This is a genomic window from Pseudomonas sp. LTGT-11-2Z, from assembly GCF_003691445.1.
Lineage (GTDB): Bacteria > Pseudomonadota > Gammaproteobacteria > Pseudomonadales > Pseudomonadaceae > Aquipseudomonas > Aquipseudomonas monteilii.
This window is the reverse complement of the sequence record NZ_CP033104.1, coordinates 3678016-3691152: the sequence shown is the minus strand read 5'-3', so window position 1 is coordinate 3691152 and position 13137 is coordinate 3678016. Positions and strand designations below refer to the sequence as shown.

Below are 13137 nucleotides of genomic sequence, written 5' to 3'. Positions count from 1 at the left end.
CCCGCTCCTACAGGTACATCACCGGCCTCGAACCTGTTGAAAATCCTGTGAGCGCGGGCGAGCCCGCGAAGAAGCCAGTGCAGGATGGCCCCACTGTCAGAACCAGCGATCGTTCTTCTTCCGACCCCGAGTCAGCGCCGGCAAGATCAACCCCGCCAGCAACCCCGCCCCGGCAATGCTGCCGCCATACACCATGTAGCGCATCATCACCTGTTTGTTCTCGTCACCCAGGCGTGCCTGGGTATCGCGCAGGTCCGACTGGCTCTGGTCAAGCTGCTCGCTCAGTGCCTTGTTGCGCGCCTCCAGTTCGTCGTTCAGCTTTTTGCGTGAATCCAGGGTTTCCTGCATGCCCTGCACGCGGCTCTTCCAGCTGTCGTCGATGGTCTTCAACTGCCCGGTCAGTTCCGCGACCTGGGCATCGAGCTGCGGCAGGCGCTCGTTCTGCCCCGGCACGTCCTGCAGGTCGTTGCTGAGGATCCATACCACATCGCCGTTCTGCCCGCGCACCTGGCTGTAATTGCCCTGGCTGCCGATCAGGGTCAGCTTCTGCCCGGATTTGAGGGTGCCGACGATGCGGTGCCCATCGGTCGGGCCACTACGCACGTAGGTGCTCAGGCTGTCGCTGACCCAGCGTGCATCACTGGCGGGCTCTTCGGCGTGCGCCGGTACGGCGAGGGCCACCAGAGTGGCAATCAGGCCGCCGCGCAGGGCAGGGAGGGCGGAAGCGGTTGGGCGGAAATCGGGCATGTTCGGTCTTCGCTGAAACAGGACAAAAGTAGGCCCGGTGACTGGGCCGATGAACCGGTCGGTGAGTTGACCGTCAGCGAAAGACCGTTTTTTTGTAAGCAGGTTCACTACCTGATATCGGAAATGTCTGCAGGATGTTGCAGGAGCTTTATCGGAGCTAGCGCTAGAATGAAAGGTTGACACCTTCATGGAGCAAGACCATGACTGCCAAGAACACCGTCTGCCTCTGGTTCGACAACGATGCCGAGGAGGCTGCCAACTTCTACGCCAGCGTATTCCCGGACAGTAAAGTGATTGCCCTGCACAAGGCGCCAAGTGACTACCCTTCGGGCAAGGAGGGCGATGTCATCACGGTCGAATTCACCGTCATGGGCATACCCTGCGTGGGGATCAATGGCGGCAAGGCCTTCACCCATTGCGAGGCGTTTTCGTTCCAGGTCAGTACCGAAGACCAGGCCGAAACCGACCGCTTGTGGGATGCCATTGTCGGTAATGGCGGGGAGGCCAGCGTCTGCGGCTGGTGCAAGGACAAATGGGGGATTTCCTGGCAGATCACCCCTCGTATCCTGATCGAAGCCATCGGCCATCCCGACCGCGCCGCAGCCAAACGGGCGTTCGAGGCCATGATGCAGATGGGCAAGATCGATGTGGCAAAAATTGCGGCGGCATTGAAGGGGTGATGCCGGTCTAAACGCTCTGGTTATCGTTTTGCCCTGGAAAACATCGCTTATCGAGGCGTGCCGCCGTTCCTGGCGCTCACACCCTTGGAGTTCTGCATGCTGGCAGCGTTGGGGCCGCGCAGCAGCCCCGGTTTACAGGCCGGCCCGGTCAGCTACCGGTCACTTCGGCTTCTGCCGCGGCCTTCACTGAGGCCTTCTTCTCCTGCACCACGATGTAGAACTCCTCGCCATGCTTCACCGCGCCATACAGCACGGCCTTCTCGATCAGCTCGTTACCGCGCAGGTGGCGCAGCATCATCGGGTCTTTGCGCAGGTCGCGGTACAGTGCCAGGCACAGCAGCACCATCACCACCACAAAGGGCAGGGCCACGACGATGGTCAGGTTCTGCAACCCCGTCAGCGCCTCGCCGGGGGCCCGTGGGTCGCCAATCGCCAGCATGATCGCCGCCACGGTACCGGTCAGCGCGCCCCAGAAAATCACCGTGCGCCGCGAGGGCGCTGTGGTGCCGTGTTCCGACAGTGTGCCCATCACCAGCGAGGCGGCATCGGCACCGGAAACGAAGAAGATGCCCACCAGGATCATCACCAGCACCGAGGTCGCTGAAGCCAGCGGATAGCTGTCCAGCAACTGGTACAGCGCGTGGTTGCTGTTGACTGCGCCATTAGCCAGCTGGAATGCGCCTTCGCGCACGGCATCGATGGCCGCACCGCCAAAAATGGTGAACCACACCAGGCTCACCAGGCTGGGCACCAGCAGTACACCGGTAACGAACTGGCGGATAGTGCGGCCGCGGCTGATGCGGGCGATGAACATGCCCACGAACGGTGTCCAGGAAATCCACCAAGCCCAGTAGAACACGGTCCAGCCGGCCAGCCAGCTGTTCATCTGCTCACCGCCGCTGGCGTTGGTACGGGCCATCATTTCCGGCAGCATCTTGATGTAGATGCCGAGCGAGGTCGGCAGCAGGTTGAGCATCAGCAACGTCGGGCCGACAATGAACACGAACACTGCCAGCACCAGCGCCAGCACCATGTTGGTGTTGGACAACCACTGGATGCCCTTGCCGATGCCCGACACCGCCGAGGTGACGAAGGCAATGGTCAGCAGGGTGATGATCGAGATGTAGAACAGCTTGCCGGGGCTCTCGATCCAGCCGTTGTACTCCAGGCCGCCAGCAATCTGCAGGGCCCCAAGGCCCAATGAGGCCGCCGAGCCGAACAGCGTGGCGAAAATAGCCATCATGTCGATCATGCGCCCTAGCGGGCCGTTGGCGTGCTTGCCGATCAACGGCCGGAAGGCCGCGGAAATCAGCTGTGAGCGGCCACGGCGGAAGGTGCCATAGGCAATCACCAAGCCGACGATGGCGTACATGGCCCAAGGGTGCAGGGTCCAGTGAAACAAGGTGGTGGCCATGGCCACCTGCATCGCTTCACTTGTCTGCCCGGTGGCCGAGCCTGGCGGCGGCGACACATAGTGCGACAGCGGCTCAGCTACGCCGAAGAACATCAGGCCGATGCCCATGCCGGCGCTGAACATCATGGCCACCCAGGACACCGTACGGAATTCTGGCTGCTCGCCATCACGCCCTAGTGGCACCCGGCCATAACGGCTGGCGGCCAGCCACAGCACGAACACCACGAACAAGGTGGATGTGAGCACGAAGAACCAGCCGAAGTTGAGAATGACCCAGGACTGCGCGCTGGAAGCGCTGCTGGCGAGGCTGGCCTGGTTGAGGAAGCCCCAGAACACGAACGCGATTGCCAGGAGGCTGGTGAAACCAAACACGACGCCGTCGAGTTTGCCCTCGAAATGCCGGTCCTGGCGGGCTTCTGCGGTTTTCGAGGGGTCCGTCACGCCGAGGTCGAGCGTTTCGGTGATGTGTTCCTTTGCCATGAATGATGAGGCCCCTTTGTGGCTTACCTGCATGCACAGGCTTGTTGTTGTGTGGGCTACCGAGTTCGATGACGGCCTCGGCGGGGTGGAATGCTGGCGCGATTATCCTGCGCGGGAAAAGGCGCCCCCTGTCCCGATAACGCCCTGGGGCGTCCATTGCGCGACTTGGCAAATACTTTTAGTTCTGGGGGCAATAGCCCTTTCTGCCTCGGGTTCTGGTACCCTGATGGGCATTACCCGGGCCCGCTCATCCGAGCACCGTAGAAGCGCTGCTGCTTGCGGGCCTGGCCGTACCAGGAAACGGAGATTCGTCAAAATGGCCACTGATCGTGTGAGCCTGATTCATTTCGATAAATTGAGCATGAGCCCTGCCGCTGCCGATCGGTTCCAGAAAGCCCTCGACGCGCTGGCAGCGCTCAAGCTGCAGGACCGTTATGTGTACCTCATCGCTCCCTATCTGGGTGATATCGCTGACGCATCTGACGCCGAGCAACTGGACACCGCCCTGGGCCAGTGCATCCGGGTGGTTGATGAGCTGCTGGCTGCCAGGTCGGTGAGCAAGGTCAAGGCCGACGAAGTGCGCCAGGTGTTTCATAGCGCTGCCGAGCGTGCGCGGGCAGAACTGCCTGGCTGAGTGGTGGCATGGCCAAAGACATCGACAACCCCTGCGTTTCGTTATGCCAGCTCAACAGCGAGCTGTGCGTGAGCTGCGGCCGCACCCGTGACGAAATCCGCAAGTGGCGGGGCATGAAACGGCCGGAAAAGATGGCCACCGTGCAACGCGCGGCGACGCGGATGAAGGCTATCGTCAAGAAGGCAGCCAAGCGGCAGAATGCCGACTGAACCCTCGCGCCCTGTACAGGGCCTTTCCTGATTTGCCTGAAGAGCCTGAAAATGGATGTTCACTCGTTGTTAGCGTTTACCCTGGTTGCCGCCATCGCGATCGCCAGCCCCGGCCCCGCCACCCTCATGGCCATCAACAACAGCCTGGCTCATGGCCAGCGCAGCACGATCTGGTCGTCGCTGGGCAATGGCTCGGGCCTGTTCTGCCTGTCGGCAGCCGCCATGCTGGGCCTGGGCGCACTGCTGGCCAGTTCTGAAGTGCTGTTCAATGCTGTGAAAATCCTGGGGGCGGGCTATCTGTTCTACCTGGGGGTGCGGCAGTTGCTGAAAAAAGGCCCGATGCTGGCGCAGGCTACTGCCGAGAGGGCGGCGAAGGTTCGCCCCTCGCCGCTGAAGCTCTACAAGTCGGCGTTCCTTACCGCAGTGACCAACCCCAAGGCGACCATGTTCTTCACGGCGCTGTTCCCGCAGTTCATCGACCAAGGGGCCGCACTGTTGCCGCAATTCCTGGCCTTGACCGGTATTTTCGTGGCATTGTCGCTGGTTTCGCTGAGCTTGTATGCCGCGCTGGCTGCACGGGCGAAAGGCGTGCTGACCCGGCCGTCGCTGTCGCGCTGGGTGAGCCGGGTGGTGGGCACTACCTTTATCGGGTTTGGTGCGGCGATCCTGGCGATGCGTCGTCAGGGCGCCTGATTGCCAGAGAGGGTAATCGACGACTCGTTTCACCGTTAGCCGATGAAAGGCACATCTACTTTTCGCACGGGGTCCAGACTGTCTACAGCCCGCACAGATGAATGCTGCAGTTGATCAGATGGACTTCATCACCCCGCCATTTCTGCACACGCCCAGCGTGGTCTGGTTACGCCAGGACAATGCCTTTGCCTACCACCAATGGACAGACCTGAAAGGTCGCAAGGGCGGGACCTTGGTCAACAACAGCCACGGTCAGCAGTTCGACGAGTTTGCCAGGGCCAACCTCATCCTCGAAACAGTACCCAGCGCCAGGCAGGCATTCGAAAAACTCATGCACAAACGCAGCGACTATGTCGTGTACGAGCAGTACCCCGGCATGGCACTGGCGCGCACCTTGGGTATTGCCAGCACTGTACAGGTGCTGGAACCGCCAATCTCCAGCGAAGGGCTCTACCTGGCGCTTTCGCATGATTCGCCCTGCAATCGGCCGCATTTGCGTGAAGCGCTGGCGCGGCAAATGGAAAAGATCGTGGCCGGGGCGTTGCCGCAGCAGTTGTTGCAGTAGAACCTGAAGCGGTGGCAGTAATCAGCGAGGAAGGTGCGCGGCCTCCCGTGCGTGCTTGGCCCGGGTCACGTTGACCGCGCCAGGCAGGGTGACGTCGTTCTTCGCCGCGAGGATTTCGGCCATGACGCTGACGGCGATCTCGGCCGGTGTCTTGCTGCCGATGTAGATGCCAATCGGGCCATGCAAGCGTTGCAGCGATGCCTCGCTTTCGCCGAAGTGCTCGATCAGGCGTTCACGGCGCAGCTGGCTGTTGCGCCGCGAGCCGATGGCGCCAATGTAGAACGCCGGGCTGTGCAAGGCTTCGAGCAGGGCCAGATCATCCAGTTTGGGGTCGTGGCTGACGGCGACGATGGCGCTGCGCAGGTCCGGCGCGAAGGCGCGGACCACGTCGTCGGGCATGCCGGCCAGCAGGTTGACGCCGGGCACGCTCCAGCCCGCGGTGTACTCAGGGCGTGGGTCGCACAGCGAAACGTTGAAACCATTGAACAGGGCCATGGTGGCCAGGTACTCGGCCAGTGCGCCACCACCTATCAGCAGTAAACGGTAGCCCGGCCCAAGGGTGCTGAGCATGTGTTGGCCATCGAAGCTGAACAGGTCAGGCGTGCTGGTGGGGGTAAGGCTGATATCACCGTTGTGCAGGTTGAGCCCGCGGCGGACCAGGCTGCCCTTATCGAGGCAGGCCAGCAGTCGTTCGAGGTGCTGCAGCGGCGGTGCGAACTCCAGCACAAGCTCCAGTGTGCCGCCACAGGGCAGGCCGAAACGGTGTGCTTCGTCGGCGCTGACGCCGTAACGCACCACTTGAGGCAGGCCGTTGGGCATGCCGGGGCCGCCGTAGGCGGTGGTGTAACGGTGAATGAGGTCATCCTCGATACAACCACCGGAGACACTGCCGACCACCCGGCCGTCACTGCGCAAGGCCATCATCGAGCCCACCGGGCGCGGGGAGGAGCCCCAGGTGCGGGCGACCGTGGCCAGCAGGACGCGGTGCCCGGCGGTGAGCCAGTCTCGGGTGGTGCGCAGCACCAGCAGGTCGATGCTTTCCATGGAGGCTCCCGTTCAGCGCATATGCAAAATGATCGGGCTACTGCTGGCCGGGTCGGTATGCCCACGCAACGTGCCCACCGCCTGTGCATTCACGACACCGCCCTGGTTTCCCCAGGCCGTGCGCACGAAGCTCAGCACATCGGCAATCTCCTGGTCATTCAGTTGCTCTCGGAACGCCGGCATGCGGTAGGCATCAGGCAACCCCGCCGTCACCACCCGCTGCGAACCGTTCAGGGTAATGTTGATCGCCGAAGCGTCTTCTTTCGCCAGCGCCGAGGTTGCCCCCGCCAAAGGCGGCATCCATTGGTCCTGGCCCTTGCCCTCCAGCCCGTGGCACGAGGCGCAGCGAGTCACGTAGGTATGTGCGCCCGGGCTGTTGAGCTGTGTTGCTGCCGACTCGGCCACGTACTGCCACGGCGCCCCATCGCGCTGCGGGTCGCCGGGAAGCGATTTCAAGTAGTGGGCGATGGCCCTCAGGTCATCGTCGCTCATGAACTGCGTGGAGTTGTTGAACGCCTCGGTCATCGAGCCGAATACGACGGCATGGCGGTTGCGGCCGGTTTTGAGAAACTGCGCAATCTCGTCTTCGCTCCAGCGCCCCAGCCCTGTGTTGTGGTCGGCACGCAGGCTCGGTGCGTACCAGCCATCGAGCAGGGCGCCCGCCAGGAATGGTTTGCCGCTGCCATCCAGCGCCTTTTCGTTGAAGGCCAGGCCACGGGGCGTGTGGCAACTGCCACAGTGACCAGGGCCCTGAACGATATAGGCACCCCGGTTCCACAGCGCATCCTGCCCGGCCTTGGCGGCGTAAGGCGTGGTGGCGGCGAACAGGCCGTTCCACAGGGCAATGGGCCAGCGCAGGTTCAGTGGCCAGGGGATGTCGCTGGCCAGGTTGGCCTGCCGGGCCGGTTGCACGCCGTGCATGAAAAATGCGTACAGCGCCTTTACATCGTCGTCACTGAGCTTGGCGTAGGACGGGTAGGGCATGGCCGGGTACAGCCTCCGGCCGCCGGGCGCGACACCCTGGCGCACGGCGCGGTCGAAGTCGGCGAGGCTGTAGCTGCCGATACCGTTGTCGCGATCAGGGGTAATGTTGGTGGCGTGAATAGCCCCCAGCGGGGTGGCCATTTCCAGCCCGCCTGCGAACGGTTTGCCGTCCGGCAGGCTGTGGCAAGCCACGCAGTCGCTGAGCCGGGCCACGTACTCGCCACGGCTGACCAGCGCCGGGTCGGCGGCACTGGCCTGTGCATCGACGAACGGCGAGGCAGGCTCGCGGGTGACATACCAGGCCATCAGGCCTGCCGCGACCAGGCACGGCAGTGCCAGCCAGCCAGCGGTTCTTGCGAAGCGATGGGTCATGGGGCGATCCTTGTGCGGTCAGCTGAAGGTATGGCGGCTCAACGGCAGGCTGCGCACGCGCTGGCCAGTCAGTTGCGCGACGGCGTTGGCCACCGCCGGGGCTACGGCCGGCAACGGAGGCTCGCCAATGCCGCCCATCTTCGCCCCGCTTTCGACAATGCGCACATGCACCCGGGCCATGCGTGAAGGCGGCAGGATCGGGTACAGGTCATAGTTGCGCGCTCGTGGTTTGCCGTCCACGTATACCGCCTCTTCCACCAGCGTCTGCGACAGGCCCAAGGCGACGGCGCCGTTCACCTGATGCTCGATGATCGCCGGGTTGACGATGCTGCCCGGGTCGATGGCTTGCCAGATGTCGTGCACCTTCACCTGGCCGTTCTCGATCGACACCTCGGCGATGACTGCTGCCTCCGAGCCGAATGGCGAGGCCATGGCCACGCCGCGTGCCCGCTTGCTGCCATCCTCGGCGGTGAACGGGCCGCGCTTCCAGCCACCGGACAGGTCGGCGACCGCGTTCAGCAGATTGGTCAGGCGCGGGTTGTCGCGCAGCAGGTGCAGGCGCAGTTCGAACGGGTCCTTGCCGCCTTTGTCGGCCAGTTCGTCGAGGAACGACTCGTAGAAAAAGTCGTTCAGTGAGTTGCCCACCGAGCGCCAGTAGCCGAGCATGGCCGGGCCTTTTACGTAGATCTGCGCGATGCGCTTGTTGGCGATGGCGTAGGCCTTGCCCGACAGCCCTTCAAGCGCGGTCGGGTCGATCTTTTCACCTTGCTTGCCGGCCAGGGCCTCGGTTGGGCCTTCGGTGGCGCTTACCGCTTCGAGGGCCACTGGCATGCCGTCGGCATCCAGGCCGGCGTGGAACTTCACCACGGCGACCGGGCGCAGCACATCACGCAGGAATTCCTCTTCGCGGCTCCAGATAAGCTTCACCGGCCGCTCGACCGCCTTGGCCAGGGCAATGGCCTGCGGGTAGGGGTTGGCCGAGTCGTACAGGAAGTGGCGGCCAAAGAAGCCGCCCAGCAGTGGCGAATGCAGGTTGATCTGCGCAGCCTCCAGGCCTGTACGTTTGGCAATGTCGTCGCGGAACATGTCCGGTGCCTGGTTGGGCAGCCACACGTCCAGGGTGCCGTCCGCGTTGAAGCGGGCGAGGGCAGAGGGCGGTTCCAGCTGGGCATGGTTCAGGTACTGGTTGTGGTAGCTGGCCTCTACCTTGGTCTTGGCGTTGCTCAAGGCACCCGTGATATCACCCTCGTTCTCTTCATCACGTGCCGGGCCCTCGACCGTGGCCAGGTGCTCGCGCCAGCCATCGCTGGAGAAGTCTGCAGGCATCGCCCGCACCTTGGTGTCGGCGGTCGCCTCTTGCCAGTCCACCTGGATAGCCTCCACCGCGCGTTTGGCATGCCACCAGCGTTCGGCGACCACGGCGACAGCGCCCGGTAACTGATGCACGGAATGCACGCCCTTCATGGCCTTGACCTGCTTTTCGTTGCGCAGGCTGCCCACGGTCATGCCCAAGCGTGGCGCGTGCTGCACGGCGGCGTGGAGCATGCCGTCGACCTTGATGTCGATGCAGTACTGCGCCTTGCCGGTGGACTTGTCGTAGGCATCCAGGCGACGCACTGGCTTGCCGATCCAGCGAAACTGGCTGGGGTCGCGCAATTTGACGCTGTCCGGGGCGGGTACTGGCAGGTCCATGGCGCGGCCGGCAAGTTCGCCATAAGGTACTGAGCGCCCGCTCATGGTATGTACTACGTTACCCGGTGTGGTAGAGAGCTCCTCGACCGGCACGCCGAGCTGTTCGGCGCCCGCCTGCAGCAGCATGGCCCGGGCGAGGGCACCCAGGCGGCGCATGGTCGGGTAGCTCATGCGCACCGACATGCTGCCGCCAGTGATGCGCATACCGTTTTCCATGACGACATAGGCTTCGCCCGGTGGCGCGCTGTCGACCACGAAATGGGCAGGGTCGACATCCAGCTCTTCACCTACGATCTGCGCCATGGCGGTGAAGGGCCCTTGCCCGCCCTCCATGAAGGGGCTGAGCAGGCGCACCGTGCCATCCGGGCGAATTTCAAGAAACGCGGGCACTTGGGTGCCGCGTTGCGGGGCGGCTGCAATCGCCGCCTGCACGCGTGCTGGCCCCATTGGCAGGCCGAATCCCAGCACCAGGGCACCGACGGCCGTGCCGGCAAGAAAGCGCCGACGTGACAGGTTGACGGTTTCGCCCATTTGCAGCTTGAGCAGTTCGGCCGGTGTATCGACGGGCGTGTTCATCAGGCCTGCTCCCCTTGGGCCAGTGCATTCACGGCAGTATGGATGGCGTTGTAAGTGCCGCAGCGGCACAGGTTGACCATGGCCGCGTCGATCTGCGCGTCACTGGGCTTAGGGGTGTGCTTGAGCAGCGCCGTGGCCGCCATCACCTGGCCGGACTGGCAGTAGCCGCACTGGGCCACCTGGTGCTCGACCCAGGCCGCGACCACCCGTTTGCCGACGGCATCGGCTTCGATTGCCTCGATGGTGGTCACCTCGCGCCCGACCACACCGGCCACCGGGGTGACACAGGCGCGCACCACGTTGCCGTCCACCAGCACCGAACAGGCGCCGCACTGGGCCAGGCCACAGCCATACTTGGTGCCGGTCAGCCCCAGGTCGTCGCGGATCACCCACAGCAGGGGCGTGTCGGCGTCCACCTCGACCTGATAGGTCTTCTGGTTGATGCGTAGTTCCATGGTTCACCTGCCAATCATCGGTTGCTATCGCTGTGTTTTTTCTGGGCGGGGAATACGTTGTTCCCCAGAGAAGAAACGCTAGCACAGGGGGATGACCGCTGGTCTGGTGGCGGGGGCAGGTTCAGAGGATCAGGCAAGCAATCCGGTGGAATGCGCAAGCGACGAGGTAAACAGGACTTCCAGGCTGAAAACCCGGATAATGCCGGCCACTTTCGTTTTGCACGCTTAAATCACGGTAAACCCGCATGGAAATCAAGGTCAATTTTCTCGACAATCTCCGTCTCGAAGCCAAGTTCGACGACTTCACGGTGATCGCCGACCAACCGATCCGCTACAAGGGTGATGGTTCGGCCCCAGGCCCGTTCGATTACTTCCTGGCGTCTTCGGCCTTGTGCGCGGCTTACTTCGTCAAGCTGTACTGCCAGACCCGCGACATCCCCACCGAGAACATTCGCCTGTCGCAAAACAACATCGTCGACCCGGAAAACCGCTACAACCAGATCTTCAAGATCCAGGTCGAGCTGCCCGAAGACATTTCCGAGAAGGACCGCCAGGGCATCCTGCGCTCGATCGACCGCTGCACCGTCAAGAAGGTGGTACAGACCGGCCCTGAGTTCGTGATCGAAGTGGTTGACAACCTCGACGCCGATGCCCAGGGCCTGCTGATGCCGGTGTCGGACAGTACCACCTACATCCCTGGCAAGGACCTGCCGCTGGAGCAGACCATCGCCAATATGTCGGGCATCCTGGCCGGGTTGGGGATGAAGATCGAGATCGCTTCGTGGCGCAATATCGTGCCCAACGTGTGGTCGTTGCATGTGCGTGATGCGCAGTCGCCGATGTGCTTCACCAACGGCAAGGGTGCCACCAAGGAAGCCGCGCTGGCATCGGCGCTGGGTGAATTCATCGAGCGCCTGAACTGCAACTTCTTCTATAACGACCAGTTCTGGGGCGAGGACCTGGCCAACGCGCCGTTCGTGCATTACCCGAACGAGCAGTGGTTCAAGCCTGGCCCACGCGATGCGCTGCCCGCCGAGATCCTCGACGAGCACTGCCTGGCAATCTACAACCCCGACGGTGAGCTGCGCGGTTCGCACTTGTACGACACCAACTCGGGCAACACGGCGCGCGGCATCTGCTCGCTGCCGTTCGTGCGTCAATCGGACGAGCAGGTGGTGTACTTCCCGTCCAACCTGATCGAAAACCTGTTCCTCAGCAACGGCATGAGCGCTGGCAACACCCTCGCTGAAGCGCAGGTGCAGTGCCTGTCGGAAATCTTCGAGCGCGCGGTCAAGCGCGAAATCCTCGAAGGCGAGCTGTGCCTGCCGGATGTGCCGCAGGACGTACTGGCCAAGTACCCGGCCATTGTTGCCGGCATTCAGGGCCTGGAAGAACAGGGCTTCCCGGTGCTGGTCAAGGATGCTTCGCTGGGTGGCGAATTCCCGGTCATGTGCGTCACCCTGATGAACCCGCGCACCGGCGGCGTATTCGCCTCGTTCGGCGCCCACCCAAGCCTGGAAGTGGCACTGGAGCGCAGCCTTACCGAACTGCTGCAGGGCCGCAGCTTCGAAGGGCTGAACGACCTGCCGCAGCCGACCTTCGAAAGCCATGCCCTGACCGAGCCGAACAACTTCGTCGAGCACTTCATCGACTCCAGCGGTGTGGTGTCGTGGCGCTTCTTCAGTGCCAAGGCGGACTTCGAGTTCGTCGAGTGGGACTTCTCCGGCCACGGCGAGGATTCCAATATTCAAGAGGCCGCAACCCTGTTCGGCATCCTCGAAGACTTGGGCAAGGAAGTGTACATGGCGGTGTACGACAACCTGGGCGCCACCGCCTGCCGCATCCTGGTGCCGGGCTACTCGGAAATCTACCCCGTCGAGGACCTGATCTGGGACAACACCAACCGCGCCTTGTCGTTCCGCGCCGACATCCTCAACCTGCACAGCCTTGAAAGCCGCGCCCTGAAGCTGCTGCTCAAGCGCCTGGATAACTGCGATGTGGATGACTACACCACCATCACCACACTGATTGGCGTGGAGTTCGACGAAAACACGGTGTGGGGCCAGCTGACCATTCTGGAACTGAAGCTGCTGATCTGCCTGGCAGTGCAGCGCTTCGAGGAGGCCAAAGAACTGGTCGAGGCGTTCCTGCAGTTCAACGACAACACTGTTGAGCGCGGGCTGTTCTACCAGGCCCTGAACGTGGTGCTGGAAGTGCAACTGGATGACGAGCTGGAGATGGACGACTACGAAGCCAACTTCCGCCGCATGTTCGGCAACGCACGCATGGATGCTGTGCTGGGCTCGTTGGATGGTAGCGTGCGCTTCCATGGCCTGACCCCGACCAGCATGAAGCTCGAAGGCCTTGATCGCCACCTGCGCTTGATCGAAAGCTACAAGAAACTGCACGCAGCCCGGGCCAAGTTCGCCTGAGTGCACAATCGGTTGCAGGGCTCGCAGCCCTGCCCGATATCCTGACGCCTGCGCGTTTACTGTGGGAGCGGGCTTGTCGAACCGCCGCGAACACCGGCGCAGCCGGTGCCATATATCGCTTTGATCAAGGTCCTATCCCCAATTCGCCTTTCCGCTTGGC

General features: G+C 63.0%; 11 protein-coding genes and 1 pseudogene. 6 read left to right on the top strand and 6 right to left on the bottom strand.

Features of this window, described 5'->3' with window-relative positions; all coding sequences use genetic code 11:
• Window positions 1-96: 96 nt before the first annotated feature.
• Window positions 97-747 carry a TIGR04211 family SH3 domain-containing protein gene (locus D8767_RS17190; protein WP_063977386.1) on the bottom strand — a complete coding sequence of 217 codons (651 nt, stop codon included), beginning with the start codon at window positions 745-747 and terminating at the stop codon, window positions 97-99.
• A gap of 200 nt (window positions 748-947) precedes the next feature.
• Here D8767_RS17190 and D8767_RS17185 point away from each other — a divergent pair, with 200 nt between their 5' ends.
• Window positions 948-1427, top strand: a complete 480-nt coding sequence (locus D8767_RS17185; RefSeq protein WP_016715727.1) for a VOC family protein — start codon at window positions 948-950, stop codon at window positions 1425-1427.
• 148 nt (window positions 1428-1575) lie between these two features.
• Here the strand turns inward: D8767_RS17185 and D8767_RS17180 are convergent, their stop codons facing one another.
• Window positions 1576-3321: a BCCT family transporter gene (locus D8767_RS17180; protein ID WP_121757645.1), complete on the bottom strand. Its 1746-nt coding sequence runs from the start codon at window positions 3319-3321 to the stop codon at window positions 1576-1578.
• A gap of 316 nt (window positions 3322-3637) precedes the next feature.
• On the opposite strand from D8767_RS17180, the gene D8767_RS17175 reads away from it, so the two are divergent.
• The 4 genes and pseudogenes from D8767_RS17175 to D8767_RS17160 all read left to right on the top strand — a co-directional run.
• Complete coding sequence (locus tag D8767_RS17175; protein WP_016715729.1) at window positions 3638-3955, top strand: hypothetical protein; 318 nt, start codon at window positions 3638-3640, stop codon at window positions 3953-3955.
• An 8-nt stretch (window positions 3956-3963) separates the two neighbouring features.
• Complete coding sequence (locus D8767_RS17170; protein WP_016715730.1) at window positions 3964-4164, top strand: DUF1289 domain-containing protein; 201 nt, start codon at window positions 3964-3966, stop codon at window positions 4162-4164.
• A gap of 51 nt (window positions 4165-4215) precedes the next feature.
• Entirely contained in the window at window positions 4216-4857 is a 642-nt protein-coding gene (locus D8767_RS17165) for a LysE family translocator (RefSeq protein ID WP_016715731.1), read from the top strand.
• Window positions 4858-4975: 118 nt separating this feature from the next.
• Window positions 4976-5422 (top strand): annotated as a pseudogene (locus D8767_RS17160) (transporter substrate-binding domain-containing protein); the annotation flags it as partial.
• Window positions 5423-5443: 21 nt separating this feature from the next.
• Here the strand turns inward: D8767_RS17160 and D8767_RS17155 are convergent.
• The 4 genes from D8767_RS17155 to D8767_RS17140 are packed head-to-tail and all read right to left on the bottom strand — an operon-like array spanning window position 5444 to window position 10545.
• Entirely contained in the window at window positions 5444-6466 is a 1023-nt protein-coding gene (locus D8767_RS17155; RefSeq protein ID WP_016715733.1) for an XdhC family protein, read from the bottom strand.
• A 12-nt stretch (window positions 6467-6478) separates the two neighbouring features.
• A complete protein-coding gene (locus D8767_RS17150; RefSeq protein ID WP_016715734.1) occupies window positions 6479-7822 on the bottom strand; it encodes a c-type cytochrome in 1344 nt (447 codons plus the stop codon).
• An 18-nt stretch (window positions 7823-7840) separates the two neighbouring features.
• Window positions 7841-10090, bottom strand: coding sequence for a xanthine dehydrogenase family protein molybdopterin-binding subunit (locus tag D8767_RS17145; RefSeq protein WP_016715735.1), 2250 nt, complete (start codon window positions 10088-10090; stop codon window positions 7841-7843).
• Window positions 10090-10545, bottom strand: coding sequence for a (2Fe-2S)-binding protein (locus D8767_RS17140; protein WP_016715736.1), 456 nt, complete (start codon window positions 10543-10545; stop codon window positions 10090-10092). The genes D8767_RS17145 and D8767_RS17140 overlap by 1 nt, the downstream gene beginning before the upstream one ends.
• 245 nt (window positions 10546-10790) lie before the next feature.
• On the opposite strand from D8767_RS17140, the gene D8767_RS17135 reads away from it, so the two are divergent.
• Window positions 10791-12977, top strand: a complete 2187-nt coding sequence (locus D8767_RS17135; protein WP_016715737.1) for an OsmC domain/YcaO domain-containing protein — start codon at window positions 10791-10793, stop codon at window positions 12975-12977.
• Window positions 12978-13137: the final 160 nt, after the last annotated feature.

Bases quoted from the DNA above. Each gene is read 5' to 3' on its own strand.
- D8767_RS17155 (WP_016715733.1), bottom strand. From the start codon at position 6,466: ATGGAAAGCATCGACCTGCTGGTGCTGCGCACCACCCGAGACTGGCTC.
- D8767_RS17170 (WP_016715730.1), top strand. From the start codon at position 3,964: ATGGCCAAAGACATCGACAACCCCTGCGTTTCGTTATGCCAGCTCAAC.
- D8767_RS17140 (WP_016715736.1), bottom strand. From the start codon at position 10,545: ATGGAACTACGCATCAACCAGAAGACCTATCAGGTCGAGGTGGACGCC.
- D8767_RS17135 (WP_016715737.1), top strand. From the start codon at position 10,791: ATGGAAATCAAGGTCAATTTTCTCGACAATCTCCGTCTCGAAGCCAAG.
- D8767_RS17165 (WP_016715731.1), top strand. From the start codon at position 4,216: ATGGATGTTCACTCGTTGTTAGCGTTTACCCTGGTTGCCGCCATCGCG.
- D8767_RS17145 (WP_016715735.1), bottom strand. From the start codon at position 10,090: ATGAACACGCCCGTCGATACACCGGCCGAACTGCTCAAGCTGCAAATG.
- D8767_RS17180 (WP_121757645.1), bottom strand. From the start codon at position 3,321: ATGGCAAAGGAACACATCACCGAAACGCTCGACCTCGGCGTGACGGAC.
- D8767_RS17190 (WP_063977386.1), bottom strand. From the start codon at position 747: ATGCCCGATTTCCGCCCAACCGCTTCCGCCCTCCCTGCCCTGCGCGGC.
- D8767_RS17150 (WP_016715734.1), bottom strand. From the start codon at position 7,822: ATGACCCATCGCTTCGCAAGAACCGCTGGCTGGCTGGCACTGCCGTGC.
- D8767_RS17175 (WP_016715729.1), top strand. From the start codon at position 3,638: ATGGCCACTGATCGTGTGAGCCTGATTCATTTCGATAAATTGAGCATG.
- D8767_RS17185 (WP_016715727.1), top strand. From the start codon at position 948: ATGACTGCCAAGAACACCGTCTGCCTCTGGTTCGACAACGATGCCGAG.